This is a genomic window from Nocardia sp. NPDC058114 (assembly GCF_042884695.1).
In the GTDB taxonomy this organism is placed as follows: domain Bacteria; phylum Actinomycetota; class Actinomycetes; order Mycobacteriales; family Mycobacteriaceae; genus Nocardia.
On record NZ_JBHVTK010000003.1, the window covers coordinates 603,267 to 626,176 of the forward strand.

Below are 22,910 nucleotides of genomic sequence, written 5' to 3' on the forward strand. Positions count from 1 at the left end.
CTCCGCAAGTCTCTCGTCGATCTAGCACTCTACCGCCGACACTGCCAACGTCGCGAATCGCCGTTTCATTCCGGCGAAACGGGGAGGTCGCGGCCCAGCTGTTCCAGTCCACCGCCCGGGGTGAGCACCCAGCCCATTCGCCGATCGTGCGGTTCCTCGGGAAGCCGGTCGACCAGTTCATTATCCCGGACAACAGCGATGAGGCGGACGTCCGCCCGTGCGGCGCCCAGCGTGCGGTCGTAGTACCCGGCACCGCGTCCGAGCCGTACCCCGCGCCGATCGACGGCGAGGGCCGGAACCAGGATCGTCGCGGCGTCGGCCACCACCGAGGGGGGCAAGGTCTCGCCGGCCGGTTCGAGCAGGCCGTAGCGGGCCTTGCGCAGTGAATCCGCGCCCTCGTAGCGCGCCCAGCTCAGTGGACCCGGCTCGCCGGTCACCGGCAGCAACACCGTGGCGCCACGCTCGCGCAGCGCGTCGAGCATGCGTAGATCGCCGGGTTCGCCGCGGACCGGAACGTAGGCGCACACGATGTCATCGTCGGTGGCCAGCCCCGCTGCCGAGGCGGCGAGCGCCGCCGCGTCGACGGCGTGTTCGGCGGAGCCCACCTGCGCGCGAGTGGCCAGGATCTCGCCGCGCCACGCATATTTGGTGCGCTCACCGGGCATATCCACAGCGACCACCATAGTCTGCACAGGCGCGCGTCGATCCGATGTCTTGCGCGCACGGCCGAGCCGACGGCGGACGCCTAAGCTCTTGCCGACGCCGGATCGTCGCGGAGAGGCGATCGGACGGCACTGAATGGATAGGGTATGCGCATGACAGACAAGACTTCCGGTTTCCGCACTGCGGTGGTACCCGCGGCCGGACTCGGGACGCGATTTCTGCCTGCCACCAAGACGGTGCCCAAGGAATTGCTGCCGGTAGTCGACACCCCTGGCATCGAGCTGGTCGCCGCGGAAGCCGCCGATTCCGGCGCCGACCGCCTGGTGATCGTGACCTCGCCGGGCAAGGACGGCGTGGTCGCCCACTTCGTCGAAGACCTGGTGCTGGAGAGCACCCTGGCCGAGCGCGGAAAGTTCGCGCTGCTCGAGAAGGTGCGCAAGGCGCCCGGCCTGCTCGACGTGACCTCGGTCGTGCAGGAGGAACCGCTCGGCCTCGGCCACGCGGTCGCCCAGGCCGAAGCCGTGCTCGATGACGACGAACTGGCCGTCGCCGTCCTGCTGCCCGACGATCTGGTGCTGCCGTGTGGCGTGCTCGAGACGATGAGCCGGGTGCGCCGTGAGCGTGGCGGTTCGGTGCTGTGTGCCATCGATGTGCCGAAGTCCCAGGTCAGCGCCTACGGCGTCTTCGATGTCGAGGAATGCGCCGACAATGCCGAGACCGACGTGCTGCGCGTGAAGGGCATGGTCGAGAAGCCCGATCTCGCCGACGCGCCGTCGACCCTGGCCGCCGCCGGTCGCTATCTGCTCGACCGGGTGATCTTCGACGCACTGCGCCGGATCACGCCGGGCGCGGGCGGGGAACTGCAGCTCACCGACGCCATCGCGCTGTTGATCGCCGAGGGTCATCCGGTGCATGTGGTGGTCCACCGTGGGTCGCGCCACGACTTGGGCAACCCGGGCGGTTATCTTCGAGCTGCTGTGGATTTCGCCCTCGAGCGGGACGAATACGGCCCGCAGTTGCGCGAGTGGCTGAAGTTCCGGCTCAGCCCGGAGTGGGATCCACAGTCGCCCGTCGCCTAAACGCGGTAGATACGCCGCCGCCATAGATTCAGGAGCTCGATGCGCTCGGTTGAGGATCAGCTGATCAAGGTCACCGCGGCTGCGGTCGCACCCCGGCCGGTCCGGGTGGCGATATCCGAAGCCCAGGGTTTGCTCTGCGCGGAAGACATCGTCACCGAACGGCCGCTGCCCGGCTTCGATCAGGCCGCCATCGACGGATACGCGGTGCGCAGCGTCGATGTCACCGCCGCGGGCGTCGATGTGCGCGACGAGGAGGGCGAGCTGATCGACCTCACCCTGCCGGTGGTCGGTGAAGTGGTGGCCGGTTCGCGTCAGCCCATCCGGTTGCAGCCGCGCCAGACCGTGCGGGTCGATACCGGCGCACCGATGCCGACCCTGGCCGACGCGGTGCTGCCGGTCGACTTCACCGATGGTGGGCGGGCCAGGATCAAGGTTTTCGAGCCGGTTCGCTCGGGCGACTACGTGCGTCGCGTCGGCGACGACGTGCAGCCCGGTGACGTGGCCGTGCGCGCGGGCACGATCATCGGCGCGGCCCAGGTGGGGCTGCTCGCCGCGGTCGGCCAGGACAAGGTGCTCGTGCACCCGCGCCCCCGGCTGTCGGTGATCTCGATCGGCGGCGAGCTGATCGACATCGACCGCACCCCGGGCCCCGGGCAGGTCTACGACGTGAACTCCTATGCGCTGGCCGCGGCCGCGCGCGACGCGGGCGCCGATGTGAACCGGGTCGGCATCGTGAGCGCCGATCCGCGCCGGCTCCGCGATGTGGTCGAAGGCCAGCTGGTGCGCTCGGAGGTCGTGGTGATCGCGGGTGCGGTCGGCGGCTGGGCCTCGGATCAGGTACGCGAGGCCCTCGACGGGCTCGGCGAGCTGGAGGTCGACCGGGTGGCGATGCACCCGGGCTCGGTGCAGGGTTTCGGACGGCTCGGGCGCGACGAGGTGCCCACCTTCCTGTTGCCCGCGAATCCGGTGAGCGCGCTGGTGGTGTTCGAGGTGATGGTCCGTCCGCTGATCCGGATCGCGCTCGGCCGTCGTCAGCCGATGCGGCGGATCGTGAGCGCGCGCACCATCACTCCCATCACCTCGATGCCGGGCCGCAAGGGCTATCTGCGCGCGCAACTGCTGCGCGACGAGGCAACCGGTGACTATCTGGTGCAGCCGCTCGGCAACAGCAACGCGGGCTCCTCGCACCTGCTGGCGACCCTCGCCGAGGCCAACAGCCTGATCGTGGTGGAACCCGACGACACCGATTTCCGTACCGGTGACGAAGTGCAGGTCGCGTTCTTGGCGCAGCGCGGCTGACCAGTGGACTCCATGAACGTATTCCGGGCCGGACAGCATCCCGGCTGGCCCGCCCGGCTCGGTCCGGTGATGGTGGCAGGCGGCAGGGTGACGCTGCGGCCGGTGCGCTTTCGCGATGCCGCCGCGTGGAGCCGGATCCGGCTGCGCGACCGTGACCACCTGGAGCGCTGGGAGCCGACCGGGCGCGGCAGCTGGGAGGCGCGCAATCACGCGTCCAACTGGCCGTCGCTGTGGACGAGTTTGAAGGCCGAGGCCCGGCGCGGGGCGATGATCCCGCTGGTCATCGAGGTCGACGGGCAGTTCAGCGGTCAGCTGACCATCGGCAATATCGTGCGCGGGGCGCTGCGGTCGGGCTGGATCGGGTACTGGGTGGCCAAGGATCTCGGCGGCCAGGGTGTGGCGACGGCCGCGCTCGCGCTCGGGCTCGACCACTGCTTCGGGCCGGTCGGTCTGCATCGCGTCGAGGCGACCGTGCGACCGGAAAACCATGCCAGCCAGGCGGTTCTGCGCAATGTCGGTTTCCGGGAAGAGGGCCTGCTGCGCCGCTACCTCGATGTCGACGGTGCGTGGCGCGATCATCTTCTGGTCGGGCTGACCGTCGAAGAGGTTATGGGCACTGTGGTGGATCGCCTGGTCAGGGAGGGTCGGGCGGCGCTGCCGTGAAATTTCTGTTACTCATGTGGCAGGTGTGCACGGCGCGCCTGCCACACGGGCGCGTCTGCCCGAATTAACCTACGGACGTCAGTGGTGCGTCCACAGATGGACAACACGTAGGTGGGGACGGGAGGTGATGACCGCGATGCCGAATTCGATCCTGTGGATCGGACTGGTTGTGCTGTGGGTCTTCGTCCTGTTCCCGATCCTGGCGGACCGGCATCCCCGGATCCGCCGCACCACCGATGCCGCGCTCGCCACACGCGTGCTGCACCGTGGCGGGGCCGAACGACGGATCCGCATCGGCGCGGCAGGCGGTCACGAGAGTGACCCCGATTATCGACCCCGTGTGCTGCGTAAGCGCTCCCACCGAACTGATTCGGAGGATCGGATGACGACCGAAGAGCCCGTCACCGAAGACGACGACGAAAAACTGACCCCCGCAGCCGAACTCGAGGCAGCGGTTGCCGAGGTGGCCACCGACGATATCGGCGAGGCCACCGCGACAGCCGATCTCGACGGCGACGAGACGGCAGACGTTGCGGCGCAACCGCTCTCGGCGGAAGCCGTCGAGGAACCACCCGTCGCCGCGCGCATCCCACCCGCGCCGCCTGCCCGGCTGGACGACCTCGTGGCCGAGGACGACGCCGAATTCGACGATGACGACGACTTCACCCCGTCGCGCCGTGGTCGCGGTGGCTACGACCCCGAGGCCGATGCCATCGCCCGCGCCGCCCGCTACAGCTTCCGTCAGCGCGCGGTCATGGGTCTGGTCATCGGCCTGATCCTGTTCGCCGCGTTCGGGCTGCTGCTCAACTCGATGTTCTGGTGGGCGTTCGGGCTGTCGGCTGCCGTACTCACGGGCTACCTCGCGTACCTGCGCAAGCAGGTCCACGTGGAGGAGGAGATCCGCCGCAGGCGCGCTGCCCGCCTGGTCCGTGGCAAGCGCCACGAGGCCGCTGAAGTCACCCCGGAGGCGGCCACCACCCGTCGCACGATGGACCGTGACACCGCACGCGCCCTGCGCCGCCGCTCCACCCTGCTCGACACCGACGACGAGGATCCGAGGTTCGAGTTCCTCGAGATCTTCGATCCGGCCACCTCTCGCGCGCTCCGCAACCGGGTCGAAGACCTCGGTCAAGCCGTCGGCGAGTAGCTGGTAGTAACCACGCAAAACAGCAGGTCAGAGTGCCGATTCGGTATCGGGGCGCAACCCCTGATACAGTGTCACAGCGCGGTTCACCAGAGCCGTACGGGGCTATAGCGCAGTTGGTAGCGCGTCTCGTTCGCATCGAGAAGGTCAGGGGTTCGATTCCCCTTAGCTCCACAGTATGCGCAGTCAGGCTGGGTTTCCGAGATAGAATTCGGACCCGGCCTGACTTGTTTTCCTAGGCGACTCACAACTAATTCGTCTGGTGGCTTGGTCGGGTGCCCGCTTCGTCGGGTCGACAGGCGGCCAGACCTCGCGGGATTCATGTTGTTCGGCACCACATCGGCAATGCGAACCAGATGTCCAGGCGTCTTGATCGCCGCAGACTTGACTGTCTGCCTGAGATCACCTGAAGCATCGAACTGGATAAGACCCATCAAATCGACAGTCCCACATAGCTAACGGGCCCAGACATAGCGGGCTGGCTTGTCCACCCAGGATGTAGCGGCAGCGAGACTCGCCGTACTCTGTTGCGGGAGGGCGCTGACGGGGGATGTCGGTCACACGTACCAATGTGGCGCCTATCGCGTCAGAGTTCGGGAGGGTATCGGCGTTGCAACCAGGCAGCTTCATCATGCAACGCGGCAGATGGGACATTGGTCGCGTTGGCGTGGTCCAGGGGAGCCGAGTTCGTATCGAGTACTTCGAGTCTGTTGCCGAACCGGTCGTCGAAGCCGTCGATGCTCTTGTGCAGGATTGTCAGCCCGTCACGCTTCCCGTGGGAGCGCGGGTGTTCTGGTGCGACCCCGACACTGGTGACTGGACCGCGGGGAGAGTCACTGCCCGACAGAGTGACTCGTATTTCGTCCGGTTCCCGAACTGCAGCGATGACCGGCGAGTGAGTGGCTCCGATCTCAGGGTCCGTTGGAACCGCCCCGTTCGAGATCCGCTGCATGTGCTGACGGCCGGTGGTAGCGAGCCCTGGTTCTTTCGGCAGGCTCGTTTACCGATGTTGAACGCGCTAGTCCGCCAGCGTGCGGCGTGTGCGAACGTTCCCGCATTCTTGTCCTCGGCGGTCGAATTGTTTCCTCACCAGGTCGAGGCCAGTCTCACGATCCTGTGCGACCCAGTTCAGCGGTACCTGCTGGCCGATGAGGTCGGACTGGGAAAGACGATCGAGGCGGGGTTCGTCATCCGTCAGACCCTCATCGACAACCCCTTGGCCAAGATCACGATCTTGACGCCGGATGTGCTGCGCAGGCAGTGGATTCGCGAGTTGACGGGCAAATTCTTCACCGACGATTTCCCGCGGGCTGGAATCAAAGTCCTCGCCCACGAGAGACCCGCCGGCTGGGTCAAACATTTGAATAGCGATCTACTCGTTGTGGACGAAGCACATGCGCTGGTCCGAGGGGGTGATCCGAACTTGTCGCCGTACCGCGAGTTGGTGCCGTTGGCCCACACCGCAGCGCGACTTCTGCTCCTCTCCGCCACTCCCATCACATCGAACCTGCTCACGCATCTCGGCTTGCTGCATCTTCTGGACCCCGATGTCTACCGCTGGGAGAACAGAGCGGCGTTCGAGACGCGCTATGCCCTACGTGCCGAGCTCGCAGATGTCGCCTACGCGATCGATGCTGACTGGCCACCGTTGCTCCCGATGAACATCGACCGCGTACGGGCGGTCCTGCCCGAGGACAAGCGGGTCGAGGAGTTGGGCACTGCGGTGCTCGCTCTGCTGACTCCGGACGGCGACCTTGCCGATGTCGCCGACGAGGACGAACTGAGGGTGCGTGTCGGCGAGTTGCGAGGACACATCAGCGAGACTTACCGGCTGCACCGGCGGACGATTCGCCACCGGCGATCTCGAGTTCTGGCAGACCGGGCCGACTCCGACTTTGTACCGTATGAGGTGCGAGGGCGGGAACTCCCAGGGCGTTTGAAGCTGGAGTCCGCTGCCGACGAGGGTCTCCAGGGGCTCGTTGAAGAATGGCGGACCGGCACCCGCGGCGCCCTGCTGGATATGGGCGTCGACGACAAGAATTCCGGCTACGCCCAGGTTTACGGCATCCTCGTGTCGTATACAGGCATTAGCGGTCGCGACCTGCTCGAGATCCTGCGATTGCGTGTCGAGCATGTTGAACCGTCGGTCGATCTGGACCCGGTGGATCGCGGACTCGTGACCTTTCCCCCGATCCTGGCCCACGAACCCGATATTCTGCGGGCGGTCGAGAAGGCTGTGTCCGAGAGCGGCACAGTCACCTTCGAGCCTGTGACCAAGGCCCTGCTGCCGGTGCTGAAACGGCACCCCAAGACGATCGTGTTCTGTGGTGGTGGTGCCCTCGCCGATGACCTGGCCGCCTACCTGCGGGCACGGTTTCCGAAAGCCCCGCTGTTCCGGCACACGAGATCCATGAGTGCGGAGGACGCGGAAGAGTCTGTTGCCGGCTGGCGGGATGCGGTGAGTGGCTTGCTGGTGTGCGACGACTCCGGTGAAGACGGCCTGAACCTCCAGGTCGCGGATGCGGCGATCCACTTGAGGCTGCCGTGGTCACCCAACCGGCTCGAACAACGACTCGGCCGGGTTGACAGGTTCGTGGAGAGGGGCAGGAATACGCCACAGGGTCCTGCCGCGCACTACATCGTGCTGCCTTCGGAGGGGGAGTTGCCATCGACTGCCTCGTGGCTGGATCTGCTGTGCAACGGCTACCGAATCTTCGACGCTTCGGTGTCGACGCTTCAGGATGCGATCTCTCACGGGCTGGTCTCCGTGTGGAGCCGAGCCCTTGAGGTCGGGACGGACGGGCTGGTGGATTGCTCCGAAGAAGTGGAGAAGGCGTTGCGGAAAGCTGCGATCGAAATTGACAAAATGGACATGCTGGAGTCGATCCACCACGCCGCCACCTATGCCGATGACGTGGCAGATGCCATGAGCACGTTGGAAACCGATTGGAAAAGGATCCGGGACGCGGTTCTGGGCTATACGTCGGACAGGAACGGCGGTATCAACATTCGGAGGCTGGAACAATCAGTCGATGGTCGGCGTGTGGAGATCTTCGACGTCGCTGGATCAAAGCCCAGAGTCGACCCGAGCATCCTGCGTGTCGCCCGATCTCGCTTCGGTGAGGACTCGGGCAAAGGCGTGTTCAACAGGTCTGTCGCCGCGCAGCCTCCTGGCAGGCGGATCTTCCGCATCGGCAACCCGGTCGTCGACCTCCTCGCACATGTCATAGACAGCGACGACCGAGGGCAAGCAACCTGCGTGGCTCGTATCGACCCCCGGTATCAGGAGGAGGAACCGGAAGTCTATTTCGGGTTCGACTTCTTGGTCGAGGCCGACCTGCGGGTCGCGCTCGCAGGAGTGCCCAATGCGCCCGGCGCGGTTCTTGCGCTGCGGCGGCGCGCTGATCGGTTGTTCGCCCCCTTCACGATGCGTGTGTGGATCGAGGTCGATGAGAAATGCGCCGTGGCAGGCTCTGAGGCCACGCGGTGGCTCGAACGCCCTCTCGACCATCGGCGTGATCACAACATCGCCGGACCGAAACTCGATGAGCTGATCGGTCGGCTCGGCGGGTGGGCAGGCTTTCGTAAGGCTGGTGATGAGGCGGAGCATTTGGCACGTGCTCACCTGACCGAGACCGCGAAGCTCACTGAACGGTCCACGGCGGCATTGGGACGAGCAACGGCTGGTTTGAGGGTGATGCAGGCGCAGGTCAAGGCGCGAGCCGCGGCGGGGCGACTCGTCAACGATGAGGAATCGATGGTCCTGGACAGCGCCATGACGTCGGCTCTCATGGACGGGATTCGCAGCCCTAGCGCACGCGTGGTCGCGGCCATGTGCGTTGTCCGGACAGGGATCCCGAGGCAGACCCGTTGAGTTCTGATTCGTGGACGGGTGCACAGCAGTTATTCAGCCAATGGCCCACCGTCCCGTCTTCCGACAACGCGACTGGGCTTCAGCGCCGGCTGACGGACGCCGTTCGCGGGTTGGGTACCCACCGCGCTTCCAAGGTTGACGTTGCCGTGCTCGCCAGACAGGTGCTACTGGATGCTGCGGCCCGAGGTAACAACGCAGGATTGGTCATCCCCCTCGATCCGGCGCTCCCCGACCTTTCTGAGTGGTCGAACGTCGAATGCACAGCGGTTGAGAGTTCGGGCGGTTTGCGCGTCTGGGCCCTCCCATGGACTCCAGAGACTGCAAGATCGTCTCTGGCGTCGTCGGCGGCTGCAGAAGACCTGGTGAACGTACACCTCGGTAGCGAGGCTCATCAACGCTTCACTCCGGTGGCAATGCCGGCTGACCCGTTCATGACCAGTGCCTTCGGTCATCGAAGTTACAAGTCGGTTGGACAGCGGCAACTGGCTCGTACGGTGGCGCTGGCTGAGGCGGGCACCACATTGGTACTCAGCCTGCCTACCGGCCAGGGTAAGACCGCCGTCGCGTTGGCTGCGGGGCTGGTTTCTCCTGAACAGTCGGGGTTGACCGTCGTTGTCGTCCCGACCGTGGTGCTCGCGCTGGACATGGAGCGGCGGACCCGAGAGGTGATGCGGCATCACGACATCGGTGCGCCGCACGATCGTTTCGCTTATCTCGGCGGGCTTGGTGACGACGACAAGCGACGGATTCGGGATGCGATCAAGTCCGGTCGGCAGCGCATCTTGTTCACGTCACCGGAGGCCTTGGTCACTGGTCTCGCGCAGGCGTTGGGGGAGGCCGCAGCCGCTGGACACTTCCGCTACTTCGTGATCGACGAGGCCCACCTGGTGGAGCAGTGGGGTATTCGGTTCCGCCAGTCGTTCCAGACGATGGCCAGGCATCGTGATCAGTGGGTTGCCGCGGCCCCGGAGGGCAGAGCACCGGTGACGGTCGCGATGAGCGCCACCTTCACACATGATCAGATCTGCAGTCTGACGTTCATGTTCGGTGATCCTGCGCGCACTCGAGTTGTCTCGGCGGCACAGTTGCGGCACGAGCCGAGCTTCTACGTCACACACCATACGACCGAGGAGGACCGCGTTTCCGCGGTTCTAAGTGCCGTTCACCTTCTGCCCAAACCGATGGTGCTGTACGTGACCACTCGCAGCGAGGCGCGGTGGTGGCGGGATCGATTGCACGAGGCAGGTCTGCACCGAGTCACGACAGTTACCGGCGAGTCCAACGATGTGGAGCGGCAGGACGCGATGACAGGATGGAGCGGTCGGAATTCGACGGGAGAGGTCTCGACCGTCTATGACGTTGTGGTCGGTACTTCGGCGTTCGGTCTGGGGGTCGATGTGGGCGATGTTCGGACGATCGTGCACGCCTGTGTGCCGGAATCTCTGGATCGCTTCTATCAGGAAGTGGGGCGTGGCGGGCGCGATGGCTGCCCGTCCCTGTCGGTCTTGATGAGCACCGACAACGATTTCGAGGTCGCGGCGAGCCTGGCGGACGAGCGGCTCATCAGTGCCGCTTTGGCTTTCGAGCGATGGCGGGTGATGTTCGTCAAGGCGGAACGATTGCAAACGCAGGTCTACCGTGTCGACCTCGACCGCTACCGACCGGATCTATCGAAAACCTCGATATCGAACCGCGGCTGGAACCTGCACATCCTCGGTCTCATGCACCGTGCCCGACTGATCGAGTTGTCGTTGTCGGTTCCTCCTGAAGCCGGAGCCGATGTCTGGGACGACGAACTCGGAACACCCGGGCAGCCCGCGGATCGGTTCGTTCAAATCACCCTGCTCGACAGCGCCGCCAACCGCGAGGAGGAGTTCTCGGCGCGGATCAGGCACGTTCGCGGGGATATCAAGCGCAGTCGGCGTCGAGCCGTCGACGGCATCAGGGACATGCTGAGCGGACAACAGTGCATGGGAGAGGTCCTCGCGGACTACTACAGTAGCGATGACATCGCGGTCGGGGTGACCTGCCGCGGATGTCCCCGATGTCGGCAGGTGGAAAAACCTGCGGGAGAAGCCTTCTATCGGCTCGCCGCCGCGCCCGCACCGTTTCTTCCGGCTCCGATCCGAGTCGACTACGATCCGCTCATCCGTTTCCGGGGGCCGGCGAATTGTCTGAGCATCACATGGGACGGCGATGCGGAGTTTCAGCGATCTGTGCCCAGGCTCCTCACCGCACTGGTGCGCAGAGGACTACCTGTCGTCGGCGGGCCCGGTGCGACCGCAGAGTTGATGGCAACCCTGCAACGGGATGCGGGCCAGGTGCCGGTGATCCACGACCAGGACGACGATCTGCTGAGGGCGTATGCGGGGCCGATGCTGTGGGTCGGCGTGCCCGATACCCGTTATCTGTCAACAGATCTGGTGGGAAGGATCCGTTCCAGGGACGTCGTGTACGTCCTGCATCCGGCCACTACCGCGCACCCGGAGAAGGTGTCGGAGCCGTTTGCCACTATTCATCGACCGACCGTGTCGGTGCGGACAGCGATGGAGTTTCTCTGATGGCCTTCTTGAACGTCGACCGGGCGTTGCCCCCGCAGTTGTGGGCGCTGGTCCGGCTCTTGAGCGCACGACAGCCCTTGACCGATAGCCAGGCCAGGGCATTGATGAGCCCCGACTCGTTGAATGCCGGGATGAAGTCCGAGCCACCGTTCCAGCCCACCGTGCGCACGTTGCTCGAACTGGAGTTGGTTGTGCAGGACGAGAGCGGCAAATTGTCGCTGTGCCATGCGATGCCCACTCTGGCGGACTTTCAGCAGCGCCTGCGTGAGGCCCTGTTTGCTCCGGCACGCAACACCAAGTTGGAGTCCGACCCCATCACCGGCAACCGGGACATGACCATCGTCCTGTGCTACTTCCTGAACTTCGACCCGCTCGACCCTCCGATCACCCGGGCGCAGGTCGACGAACAGAGCGCGGATCGCTTCTCGGTGGAAGCCAAGAACCCGACACCGAGTAACGTCCGGTGGCCGCGATTCGGCCACTGGGCACCGATGCTGGGCCTTGCTGCGGCACCACTGATTCCGGCCTCGGCCTCCGACTCGGGCGCGCTCACCCCGGACTGCACGACGGCGGTCCGTCAAGTGCTAGCTGTTGCCCATGCGGCAGGAAGAACGGTTCCTGCGGTGGAGTTGGTGCGGACAATCAGGCAAGCCATTCCCGTGTTGCCAGGTGGCGCCTACTCGACTCGCTTGGGGATTCCGGATCCGGGGGAGCAGGTTGTCGACCCTGCCCTGTCGTTCGCTCTTCTTCGCGGTTGCTACGAGGGCTGGTTGCGGTTCGAGCGATTCGCAGACAGCGCGAGTACGGTGACCGTCGCCGACCGGGATGACCCGAACCGCCGGGTGTCCGACATCCTGGTCTCGGAGGGGATCAATGGCTGAGCAATTCACTCTGCACACCTGCTGGCACGCAGACGAGGCAGCTCACGCAATCAATACCGAGGCAGTGAGCCCCTCGCGCGCCATATTCCTGGCCACGCACGCTCCCTTGAGGCTGCGGCGCAGCCAGTTGACCGGGGGAACCCGCGAGGACGCGAAAAACCTGGTGCGTGCAAAGGGTGTCGTCGATGAAAAGGCGGTTCTGTCGGACTTCTTGACACGACAATCCGATACCGGTGCTCTGCTGATGCCCGTCGTCGGCGGATCAGGAACCGGTAAATCCCATCTCATCCGGTGGGTTCGCGAGCAACTCGAGGACACACGCGACCGCAAGGTCATCTATCTGGAGAAGGGAAGGACCAGTCTCAAAGCTGTGATCGCCGAACTCCTCGCCGACCTCGAGTCCGACAAAGCGGCCGAACTCCGCCGCGCGATCGACCAACTTTCGTCTAGCGTCGAGCCCGATGCGCTGGCTCGGCGCCTGATCAACAGCATCGAAGAAGAACTCTCAGCCACCACCCAGGACGGCATCTCCGGGCCGACCCGAGTCCTGCGTGGCCCTCGTGGAGTGGCTGTCCTGCTGCAGGACCCCCATGTTCGCTCCTACATGCTGGAGCCGACACGGTTCATCCCTCAACTGGCTCATCAACTCCTGCATGACCGCCGAGATGGCGAGCAGCAGCGCCCTGAACGGTTTACCCGCGAAGATTTGCCGCTCGAGTTCGCCGAGATCAAGCAGGTCGCGGGTATGACCGCCAGTGTGTTGAACATGCTCAGCACCACCCCGGTGATGAAGGATGCCGCCGTCGAATTGTTGAACCAGTGTCTGGAAGACGCGGTCAAGCGGGCCTTCAATATGGGGGCGGGCAGCCTGGTGTCGGCTATGGAGGAGGTGCGCAAGGAGTACTCCCGTCAGGGCCGCGAAATCATCGTCCTGGTAGAGGACTTCGCGCTTATTCAGGGCATGCAACGCGAACTGTTGGACGCCATGATCGAACCCGCACGGCGAGACGGTGTCGACGTGCTGGCGCGTATCCGAACTCTACTCGCGGTGACAACGGGCTATTTCCAGTCGCTGCCTGAGACGGTGCTGACCCGTCTGCACGCGACTGTGGGGTATGTCTACGATCTGGACGCGCCGTTCGACGCCGCCGGTCAAGGCGAGGACTACATGGCGTCCTTTGTTGCGCGCTACCTCAACGCCGCACGTCTCGGAGCCGACGTGCTCGACACGGTGTCGCAGGCTGCGAAGGTTCCCAATCACTGTAAGTCGTGCCCCTTCCGGGTTGAATGCCACGCCACGTTCGGCGTCTCCGACGAGGGTTATGGTCTGTACCCTTTCAATCGCTCCGCACTGACCAGAGCCGTGCACTCCACCGCTCCGGCGGAGGCGCCCTACCAGTTCGTGCCCCGAGCGGTCCTGGGGTCGGTAGTCCACAAAGTCCTTGTCGAGGACGCCAAACCCATCAGTGACAGCGTCTTTCCCCACCAAGGCTTCCGCGATAGGTTTCGCAGGGCCAAAATCGACGTTCCACTCGGCAGTGCCCTGCTCGACACGGTGGAATCCACCTACCCGACCGAAGTCGACCGGTACAGCACCTTCTTGGAATTCTGGGGCGATGCCCAGTCGCCGTTCGAAGGCGAGACGGCAGTACGGCTCGCCTTCGGGTTGGCGGCGCCGCAGACATCGCCTACCCCTCAACCGCGGACCCCGGACAAGCCGAAATCCTCGACCGAGCGCGCTAAGGTTTTCCACACAGGCCACCCCCCGCTGTCTGCAGCCCTTCGAAATTCGCTCCAGGAGATCGAAGAATGGGCGACGGAGGGGAAAGCGATGCCCAACATCGCACGCGATCTGAGGGCAATCGCCGCCGATGTCGTCGTCCAGCGGTACACCTGGGCTGACCCGTTGATGAACAGCAGGACGAAGGAAGCCCTCAAGTCTGCATGGAGTAGTACCTCCGCGGTGCACATCCGGGGGGCCCGGGGTGGGCTGAAGATCGACCCCGAGTCGGCGCCGATTCAGTTCGCGAAGAGCGGGCGCAACGCGCAGTTCTTCCAGTCGGTACTGCTGTTGAAGGAAGGTCACCCGCCCACCTCGATGGAGGCCGTCTACCAACTGGCAGAGTTGGCTGAGTCGAAGGCAGCCGACCTCACGACAGCCATCCGCGCGAAGCACGAGATCGCCGATTCCGATCTTGTACTGGGCCTGCGGGCATCATTGATCGGCGCCGCTCTGGCCGGCCATGCGCGACCCGGCATGCCAGAGGCAGAGATGGTCGACATGGTCCTGCACGACGGCGAAGGGTGGACCCGTGAGGACTCCGCGATCCGTGTGCCTCGGTGGAACTCGACACTGGCAGACCACCTGAGCAGACGGCAAGAGCTTGTGATGCAGATCCGAAATGCTGTCGGTATCTCGCAGGGTGACCGCGGCAAGGTCCGCATGATCGATGCCGCGCATCTGCTTCCCCTGCTGAACGAAGCGGCTCGGGAATGGACATGGCAGGTCGGAGACCGTTCGGTGCCGGCCTGGGTCTCGCCTGCGGCCAAAGGCTTCCTGTTGCTGCCTCGCCTTGTCGAGGACCAGGTGGAGGCACTGCGCGATTTGCTGGCGGCGTTGCGACGCAGAGTCGCCCGAGGGACGCTGACCAAGGTCGTCGTACCCGCCGTTTTCGACGCCATGGACGATGCCAGGCAACACGGGTTACCTCTGAGTTCTGTTCAGAGCGAGAGAGTGACGACCCTCGGAGCTGCTGTCGAAGACACGGATTGGCACGCGATTACTGAGCTTGAGGATGACCTCGCTCGACTTGCGGGCGCAACGGGCCAGGACCAGGACATGATGACGAGAGCAAAACTGATCGTCGCGGTCCGAGGACGGGGTGTGGCACTGCCCGCTATTCGTGACTTCCTGGAAGCGAGTGACGCTTGGCTGGACGAAGTGCTTGAGTCAGCCAAGAACCGTAGTGGTGGGCACGAGACCGAAACTTCGGACAATCTCCGTTCCATCGTCCGTGAATGGGCCGACATAGTGCGAAGCGAGGAGCCAACCGATGAGTGAGGCAACAGTCTTCGGGAAGGTCGAGCACTTGCGGAGCGAAATCCGCCGCCTCGCGACGGCAGAGCAGGGTCTCGACGAGGCGCGCCGGATCGGCAAGAAGGTTGCCAAGCTGAAAGCCTCGCTGGGGGACTTGCACACCAAGGTCGAACTTGCTCGCAAGGTGAACGAGACCATCGGGTCGATGAGAGTGGATCTCTCTGCGGCAGATGAGGGATATCAGGACTTTGCAGACACCATTCAGACAGTGACCAACCCTGGTGATGCCGTCTTCGAACGGGCCTACCGACGCATCACCGCGGTGTGCAAGCGAGTAGGCGAGGAGACTCACTCAGCCTGGTCCACCTGGGCCTCGGCCCGCATCTCCGAGTTGCCACTCACACGGATCCCAATGCTGCCCCAAGCAGACCAGGCCGGCGCGCGTAGGAAGCACAACGAATTGGAGCGGTGGTCTCGAACCAAGGAATTGTCCAAAGCCGATATCAGTCTGTTCACCACCTCGATCAACGGGTTGGCGGACATGCTTGCCGAGGTCGCCGATGTGTCGGCTGAGGTGGCCGACCTGGTGGACAGGCTATCGAATGATCGGCCGCCGACGTTGGCGCAGATCACCGACGACGAGATTGCCTTGTTGCGTTCGCTGCACCTCGATGACCAGATCACGCTGAAGAGGACCAGCAAGTGAGTGAGATGAAGCCAAGGTTCGTAAACGACCTGCTATCTGCACTCGAAGATCGCGAACTTCCCCTCTTGTCCTGGGGAGTGACAACTGGGGTGCTGTCCTGGGACGAGGTCACCGAGACAATCGAACACTCACTCGCCGAACACAGAGACGCACCCCGCGAGGCGACCATCGACGCTGTGGTCGACTACTTGGTCAGCAAGGCTTTGTTGGTGCCCGTGCCGAGCATCGCGCCCCGTTACGATTCCACCGAAACGCCTGTGTACCGAACACGCATGGCGGAGGCGCTACGGCTGACCGTGAACCTGAGGCAGCTCTTTGCACCGCGGTGGGGTGTTATACCGCAGACGGGCTGGTGGCTGAGCGGTCCGCAGCTCGTGGCCGACTACCGACTGCATGTCCGACCGCGCCGATATCCGAAGCGTGACATTACCGTCGACCAGGCGTGCACGCAGCTGGCTACGCTGGCGGGGTGGGGCGCTTGCCAGGAACGGGTCACCAGAGCCCTCGTGGAAGAGAATCTCCTCGCTGCTTTCCAGGTTGATGCGGCGCAACGCATCTTCTCCGCCATCGGCGCACACCGCAGCCGAGGGATCATCGTCGGTGCCGGGACCGGCAGCGGAAAGACGATGGCCTTCTACCTACCAGCATTTGCTTCGATAGCCGACACCGCACGCAAGGGAATCCACACCTTAGCCATCTATCCGCGTGTGGAATTGCTGCGCGATCAGTTGGTGGAGACGATCCGTCTCGCGAAACGACTCCACGAAATGGGGGCTACTTCCCAGAGTATCCGGATCGGAGTCCTCTATGGCGATACGCCGAAGGACACCAAGGATTCTTGGCAGTTCGAAAACAAGCGCTCCGCCTGGAAGCGGCGCAAGAACGGATTCGTGTGCCCGTACTTCGGTTGTCCAGCATGCGAGAGCGGTGAGTTGATCTGGTTGGAATCCGACCGGACTGCCGACGTCGAGCGGTTGAAATGCGGAAAGTGCTCGCACACGATCGAGTCCTCAAGTTTGGCACTAACTCGGAAGAGCATCGGGGACAAACCGCCGGAAATCCTGTTCAGCACCACCGAGATGTTGAACAGGAGTGCGACCGGACACCTCGCGGCTCTGCTGGGCTGGCGGGGGGGAGTGCCACCCGCTGTTGTTCTGTTGGACGAGGTGCACACCTACGTCGGGATGCATGGTGCGCAAGTCGCTCTTCTGCTGCGACGTTGGCGCAACGCAGCGAAGAAACCCATCACCTTCGTCGGCCTGTCAGCGACACTACGTGACAGCGAGCGGTTTCTCGCTGCGCTGACCGGTCTGCCCCCGAGCGCGGTCGATCGCGTCGAGCCCAGGGAAGCCGACATGGTCGACGAGGGTCGGGAGTACTGCATCGCGCTGCGCGGCGACCCGATCTCCCAAGCAAGCCTGCTGTCGACCTCCGTGCAGACGGCGATGCTGTTCGGCAGGATCCTCGACAAGAAACAGCAACTGTTCGGCACGATCGGTTTCGCGTTCACCGACGACTTGGACGTGACCAACCGCTTCTATGACGCCCTGCGCGACGCCGAAGGCGGACAAAACCGAGCGATGCGCAGTAACGGTCAGCCGATCCTGGCTGCGCTGCGGTCTTCGACGGGAAACTTCGAGACAGATCGCGAACGCGACGGCCAAGTGTGGCGCGTGACAGAGAAGATCGGGCGCACCCTGTCTTCGGACCTGCGACAGGAGCACCTGCGGATCGGCCGGACCTCCTCCCAGGATGCAGGGATGGACCGAGACGCCGACCTTACAGTTGCCTCACCGTCACTAGAAGTCGGAGTCAACGACTCCAGGGTGGGATTGGTACTGCAGCACAAGGCGCCACGCAACCCGGCAGCGTTCATCCAACGGCGAGGGCGCGCCGGCCGCCTTCGAGTCACCCGGCCGATCACAGTTGTCACGCTCTCGGAGTTCGGGCGTGACCGTTTGGCCTATCAGGCCTACGAATCGCTGTTCACGCCTGTCTTGACGGCCCCGACCCTGCCTGTGGGCAACAGGTTCATTCAGAAGATCCAGGCGACTCAGGCCATGCTCGACTGGCTGGGTGGTCGAATGCGAGTGCAGCGATGCTTTCTCGATCCGCGCAAGGTACTCGAACGCCCGCGGGCGGGCTACCAGGTTGACGACTCCGCGTATGAGACCGTCGCTGACACCTTGCGGGCGGTCTTGGAGAACCGCGGAGGCGCTCAGGACCATCTGGCCAAACACATTCAGAGTGCGTTGCAGATCGGTTCCGATGATGTCCAAGCGATCTTGTGGGATCCACCGCGGTCACTATTGTTGGCCGTCGTTCCGACAGCATTGAGGAGGATCAGTACACGGTGGGAGTCGGCTCGTGAGGATCCTGGTGCAAGACCAGGCGACCTGCTTCCGGAATTTCTGACGACCTCGCTGTTCGCACCGCTGAATGTCCCCGAAGTCCGGTTGGAGTTGCCGTTCGGCGATCAGGACGACTTCGAGTCGCTCGGTATCGCGCAGGCTTTGAGGGAGACCGTGCCGGGAAGAGTCAGCAAACGGTACGCGTATCGACGCGACGACGATCGAACATGGATTGCGCCTCCGACCGGCTCCGATGAACTCGACCTGCGGACGATGGTTGGTCTCGGCGCAATCGTGGAGGGTGTGTGGGAAGGACCTGACGGCAAGAAATACCAGGTGGTCCGCCCAACCCGTATCCGCGTGACGGAGCCCGACCCCGAGATCAACACGAGGTCCCAGGGCATGGCGCGATGGGTCAGCCAGGTCGCGGTCAACGAAAGTGCACCTCCCCACGCTGCCCACGTCCCGGACCCATCACCGTGGAGCACGCGGTTGGTCGAGGTCGGGTTCTGCTCGCACCGGAGCGGAAACCCGGTCGAGGTTCGGCGAATGACTATCGGAGCGGACAGCGTGATCGCCCGTACCAACCAGCGTGTTGATGAGCGGCGGAAGATCGCGTACTCGCTCGACGGTCGACCGGCGGCACTGGGCTTCCATCTGGAGGTGGACGGAATCAAGTTCGTCCTCAAGCGACCCATTCTCGAAACCCCCGAGTTCAGGACATATCTCGGGTCGCCGCAATGGCGATCGTTGGCGTTCCTAGATGTAGTGCGCTCGGATCCGACCCTCGATGACGTGGCGAACAAATTTCAGCGCGAGTGGCTAGCCCAGATCTACCTCACTGCCTTTGCCCTCGCAGGGGCGGATGGGCGTCCGGGTTCGGAGGTTCACACAGAGCTTGCCGGTGGGGCATGGCGTGATCAACTTCAAGAAATCCTCACCGTCATGTATCGAAGCACCGATACACCGGGTTCGGGCGCGCCGGCGACAGAACGGCTCGTCCAGGGTCTCTCGGCACTGGCCACGCAGCCCGCGGTAATCGATTCGCTCAACCGCGCAGGCCGACTCTTGATCGATTCCGACATCGTGGACAGGACGGCGTCGCTGGCGACACGTGTCTATACGCACACGGTTGCCGCCGCAATCCTCGCGGCCTCAATCCGTGTCTGCCCACACGCGCAAGACAAGGACCTCACGGTCGATGTCTTCGAACGGGGGCAGGGAGACCACGACGTGGTGTGGCTGACCGAGACCTCGATCGGAGGTGTCGGAGTGGTCGAGTTCTTGGTCCAGAACTATGCGCAGGACCCCCGGGCATTCTGGACACTTGTCGACTCCATCCTGGCACCGGGAGAACAAGAGCACGTCGACGCGGCGTTGCTCGAACTGTTGAAAGAGGTGACAGCGAATCCTTCCGGTGCAGCAGCACGCGCAATTGCAGAGTTGCGACAGGCTCGCTCCACGCAGACCGCCGGAGCGGGCCTGGAGGACCTGCGCGAGGCGTGGACAGTGCTCAGCGGGCCACCTCGACACGCCGCATTCGCCGCGCTGTCGACCCGCCTACTGCGCCCAGGCTCGGACACTACCTCAGACCGCACGGCGTTGCGGCTGGTCGAGGACTGGGTCACGTTGGAGCAGCGACTCGGGGTGGAAGTCGATGCGCGCGTGATGGCCTTCGTGGCCAGTCGTGGATCCTTCGCCGAGGACGAGCGTGAACTGAGCGCCGACCAGGTATTCAGCATGTTGTGGCCCCGGGGCCACCAGGCTCGGAACCAGCACCTGCAGTACTACCAGGGATTCGGCGAAGAAACCGTCGTGGACCGGGCACTGATCGGCGCTTCCCACGCGGAGCAACTGGTCGAGATCGACCTCGATGAACCGGATTGGATTGTGCGATACCAGGCAGCACTCGCCAGACACGGACAACTCGACCTCGTCAGTCGCAGCCAGGGAAACCGGGCTGTGGCGGCCGCTTTGGTCCTGCTCCCAGTTCTGCCCACCGACCGGGACGCGCTTCGCGTGTACGGCCAGGTTCGAAACATCATCCGGCACTCCGATCGCACCACCGTCCGTGTGGAACTCCGGGAAGCGGTGCAATGACCACGACCGCACGCACGATTCGCATCAGCGAACAGACGCGTATCCGAGTTGCACCGGTTCTCCGAGCGGTGTTGCTGTCGGAGATGCTCGCTCCCAGCCCGCTGATCTGGCTGGTTTCGCCGTGGATCACCGATGTGGATGTCATCGACAATTCCGCAGGTGAGTTCGATGCCGTTTTCGGAGACGACTCGGTCACCGTGTGCCGGTTGTCCGACGCACTGGCCAGAATCACTGCAGCGGGAGCTCACGTTCATGTCGTGACCCGCCCTGACGACCACAACGAACCTTTCCTGCTTCGGCTCAAAGCCGGAGCCCCGCAGGGGCGATTGAAGATCATGCAGGCACCGGAAGTGCACGAGAAGACTCTATGTGGGCAGGAGTGGCTGCTCACCGGATCGATGAACTTCACCGTCCGCGGTATGACGGTGAACGATGAAGCGGTCACCTATAGCCAGGGCGGGCGTGAACCCGCCCAAGCACGAATCGACCTAGAGCGGCGTTGGGAAAATACACCGTGACCGAGACAGGGGTAGCACGGACTCCGGAAGCCACCCGACGGCTGTTGGAGGCGTTCTTCGCAGCGCCGGTCAACGATGCCTGGCCTGACATGGCCGAAGCCTACGAATGGGCAGATCGCACAAGGCCTTTCGTCGACAACGCCTTGAATCGGCCAGACGTCCCGCTGGTGTTGCCCGCACTCAAGAAGTCGATGGACCGATTCACCATCTACGTGGTGGTGGACAAGCGCGAGGATGTTGTTCTTACCTCGGAACTCATCAAGGCGTTCGCGGGGCCGAGCCACCTCGTTCAGGCCTCTATGGAGCGCCCCGCCCCGCTTGACCCAGCAGTAGAGGTCGAGCGGATCCTGCTCGAGGCCACGAGTGCTGCAGCCGTGTTCCGCCTCGGCGCGGGTCCTGTGTCGAAGCAGCGGGCGAGGCTGACCGACGCGCTGCGGCTGATGCAGGAAGTACTCGCGAGGCGGCCGGCGCGGTCGTGGCACGTTGCGAAACCCGCCGGTCGACTCTTGGCAGAATTCGACGCCGCACTGGCCGCCGGCGGCGAAGCGAGCTCGGCGGCAATCCTCGACCAACTGCGTGAGACCGGCGGCCTGGACGCCAGCAACCTGGCGTACCTGACGATCAAACGGCTCAACCGACTCGGCAAGGACGCCGAGATCCAGGCATATCCTCGGCTGTCCGACGTCATCCGGCAGGAGCCTCCCACGCCGGTACGCGAGGCTCTGCTGGAATCGTTGTACTTCAGCGCGATCGAGGAATACCTCGCCGCCGGCGACCTCGATAGTGCGATTGAGGTGTTGTCGGAGACGGGCACTCACGTGCAGGAGTTGTTGAATGGGCCGCTCAGGCTGCGTTCGACCAGCGCGTTGACCATCGCGGTGCTCGCGGGAATCATCGGCGATGATCACGATCTACTCGGACACACGAGGGACCAACTACACAGCCTGCAGCAACTCGAGGAACTGCCGGAGGCGGTACGTGCAGAACTGCTGAACCGGACCGCGGACAACTCCGATGGCGCGGTAATCGCGGCTGGAACACAACCCACGATCTCGTCATGGGCTGAGTTGGTGGCTGCGCTCTCCGATGACTCCCCGGCCGTGCGAAATGTGCTCCTGGAGTCTAGTTGGCAGGATTGGCCCTCGCCCGCTGAAGATGACGAAAAGATCGCCGGCCTGCTGGATGGCCTGAGGGATGACAGCGCTGAGCAGATATGGAGCGCTGTAGGTGCCTTCCTCGACGCCATCGGCTACGACGATCCGGCAGGCCACAGTGCCGAGGCATTCATCCTAAACGCCCTCACCTACAGCCGATTCCACCCTGGCGACCTGTTGGCGATTCAGGCGCTGCTCGGTGTCGCACTGCGTGGTGCACCGAGTGCCGACCGTTACAGCAGGCTGCTGCGGGAGATCGGTTCGGAGTCCGACCGCTGGGTTGCGCCGGAGCGGGCATCAACGGCGCTGGACATCGTCGATTCACTGGTGATGGCGGCGTGCGCGGACGAGGCCGCACGGCAACAACTAGGCTACCGACTCCTGACTCCGCTCTCGCGACATTCAGAACGTCTGGACACGGCCGACATTGCTTTCGCCCGTGTCCTCGACGATGAACTCAAGTTGGGATTGCCATGGCAGACCGACCAAAACGACGAGAAGACGGACTCGGAGACGTGGTTCGCCGCAGAGGTGAATGTCCTGCTCTACTCACTCGATGCGAAGGTCCTGGGAAGGGTGACCGAGCAACTGCGCTCCATCGCACCGAACGCCCGGGTCACGACTTCATCTGACCACGTCGGTAGCCCTCGGCTACGCCAGTGGGTCCAGCACGCCGATCTGGTCGTGTTGATCACTCGATGCGCAACACATGCCGCGACCGGCTTCATCTCCAACCACACCAGCAGAGAAAAGATCGCCTACGTGGACGGGAGTGGGTCTGCTTCATTGCTGCGCACCACGTTGACGGAACTCAAGAAGCGGTTCGGATAACTGGATTCGACACCTATCGGGCGCTCACCAGGAGCAACGCCAACCCCTG

At 64.0% G+C, this 22,910-nt stretch carries 13 protein-coding genes and 1 tRNA gene; 13 read left to right on the top strand and 1 reads right to left on the bottom strand.

Annotated elements, in window-relative coordinates:
* Positions 1-65: 65 nt before the first annotated feature.
* Entirely contained in the window at positions 66-665 is a 600-nt protein-coding gene (locus tag ACFVVI_RS15220; RefSeq protein WP_378993329.1) for a 5-formyltetrahydrofolate cyclo-ligase, read from the bottom strand.
* Positions 666-815: 150 nt separating this feature from the next.
* Here ACFVVI_RS15220 and ACFVVI_RS15225 point away from each other — a divergent pair, with 150 nt between their 5' ends.
* The 13 genes from ACFVVI_RS15225 (at position 816) to dpdD (ending at position 22,861) form a co-directional block, all read left to right on the top strand.
* Positions 816-1,742, top strand: a complete 927-nt coding sequence (locus tag ACFVVI_RS15225; RefSeq protein ID WP_378993251.1) for a UTP--glucose-1-phosphate uridylyltransferase — start codon at positions 816-818, stop codon at positions 1,740-1,742.
* A 39-nt stretch (positions 1,743-1,781) separates the two neighbouring features.
* Positions 1,782-3,041 (top strand): gephyrin-like molybdotransferase Glp, encoded by a 1,260-nt coding sequence (gene glp / locus ACFVVI_RS15230; RefSeq protein ID WP_378993248.1) that lies wholly within the window; start codon positions 1,782-1,784, stop codon positions 3,039-3,041.
* 12 nt (positions 3,042-3,053) lie between these two features.
* On the top strand, positions 3,054-3,704 hold the full coding sequence (locus ACFVVI_RS15235) for a GNAT family protein (RefSeq protein WP_358109313.1): 651 nt from the start codon (positions 3,054-3,056) through the stop codon (positions 3,702-3,704).
* A 136-nt stretch (positions 3,705-3,840) separates the two neighbouring features.
* Positions 3,841-4,851: a gephyrin-like molybdotransferase receptor GlpR gene (gene glpR / locus ACFVVI_RS15240; RefSeq protein WP_387445800.1), complete on the top strand. Its 1,011-nt coding sequence runs from the start codon at positions 3,841-3,843 to the stop codon at positions 4,849-4,851.
* 98 nt (positions 4,852-4,949) lie between these two features.
* Positions 4,950-5,022 (top strand) — tRNA-Ala (locus ACFVVI_RS15245).
* A gap of 436 nt (positions 5,023-5,458) precedes the next feature.
* Complete coding sequence (gene dpdE, locus ACFVVI_RS15250) at positions 5,459-8,722, top strand: protein DpdE (RefSeq protein WP_387445801.1); 3,264 nt, start codon at positions 5,459-5,461, stop codon at positions 8,720-8,722.
* Positions 8,683-11,283 (top strand): protein DpdF, encoded by a 2,601-nt coding sequence (gene dpdF, locus ACFVVI_RS15255; RefSeq protein ID WP_387445802.1) that lies wholly within the window; start codon positions 8,683-8,685, stop codon positions 11,281-11,283. Before dpdE ends, dpdF begins: the two co-directional genes overlap by 40 nt.
* Positions 11,283-12,164 (top strand): protein DpdG, encoded by an 882-nt coding sequence (dpdG, locus tag ACFVVI_RS15260; RefSeq protein ID WP_387445803.1) that lies wholly within the window; start codon positions 11,283-11,285, stop codon positions 12,162-12,164. Before dpdF ends, dpdG begins: the two co-directional genes overlap by 1 nt.
* Positions 12,157-15,225 (top strand): protein DpdH, encoded by a 3,069-nt coding sequence (dpdH, locus tag ACFVVI_RS15265; RefSeq protein ID WP_387445804.1) that lies wholly within the window; start codon positions 12,157-12,159, stop codon positions 15,223-15,225. The genes dpdG and dpdH overlap by 8 nt, the downstream gene beginning before the upstream one ends.
* Positions 15,218-15,907, top strand: coding sequence for a hypothetical protein (locus ACFVVI_RS15270; protein ID WP_387445805.1), 690 nt, complete (start codon positions 15,218-15,220; stop codon positions 15,905-15,907). The genes dpdH and ACFVVI_RS15270 overlap by 8 nt, the downstream gene beginning before the upstream one ends.
* 5 nt (positions 15,908-15,912) lie before the next feature.
* Complete coding sequence (dpdJ, locus tag ACFVVI_RS15275) at positions 15,913-20,358, top strand: protein DpdJ (protein ID WP_387445892.1); 4,446 nt, start codon at positions 15,913-15,915, stop codon at positions 20,356-20,358.
* The gene (gene dpdK / locus ACFVVI_RS15280) at positions 20,355-20,876 is read left to right on the top strand and encodes a phospholipase D-like domain-containing protein DpdK (protein ID WP_387445806.1); all 522 of its coding nucleotides are present in this window, start codon (positions 20,355-20,357) and stop codon (positions 20,874-20,876) included. The genes dpdJ and dpdK overlap by 4 nt, the downstream gene beginning before the upstream one ends.
* The gene (gene dpdD, locus ACFVVI_RS15285; protein WP_387445807.1) at positions 20,873-22,861 is read left to right on the top strand and encodes a protein DpdD; all 1,989 of its coding nucleotides are present in this window, start codon (positions 20,873-20,875) and stop codon (positions 22,859-22,861) included. The genes dpdK and dpdD overlap by 4 nt, the downstream gene beginning before the upstream one ends.
* Positions 22,862-22,910: the final 49 nt, after the last annotated feature.

Coding starts and splice junctions, on each gene's coding strand:
- dpdJ (WP_387445892.1), top strand. CDS start 15,913: ATGAAGCCAAGGTTCGTAAACGACCTGCTATCTGCACTCGAAGATCGC.
- ACFVVI_RS15225 (WP_378993251.1), top strand. CDS start 816: ATGACAGACAAGACTTCCGGTTTCCGCACTGCGGTGGTACCCGCGGCC.
- glpR (WP_387445800.1), top strand. CDS start 3,841: ATGCCGAATTCGATCCTGTGGATCGGACTGGTTGTGCTGTGGGTCTTC.
- ACFVVI_RS15235 (WP_358109313.1), top strand. CDS start 3,054: ATGAACGTATTCCGGGCCGGACAGCATCCCGGCTGGCCCGCCCGGCTC.
- dpdK (WP_387445806.1), top strand. CDS start 20,355: ATGACCACGACCGCACGCACGATTCGCATCAGCGAACAGACGCGTATC.
- glp (WP_378993248.1), top strand. CDS start 1,782: ATGCGCTCGGTTGAGGATCAGCTGATCAAGGTCACCGCGGCTGCGGTC.
- ACFVVI_RS15220 (WP_378993329.1), bottom strand. CDS start 665: ATGCCCGGTGAGCGCACCAAATATGCGTGGCGCGGCGAGATCCTGGCC.
- ACFVVI_RS15270 (WP_387445805.1), top strand. CDS start 15,218: ATGAGTGAGGCAACAGTCTTCGGGAAGGTCGAGCACTTGCGGAGCGAA.
- dpdH (WP_387445804.1), top strand. CDS start 12,157: ATGGCTGAGCAATTCACTCTGCACACCTGCTGGCACGCAGACGAGGCA.
- dpdG (WP_387445803.1), top strand. CDS start 11,283: ATGGCCTTCTTGAACGTCGACCGGGCGTTGCCCCCGCAGTTGTGGGCG.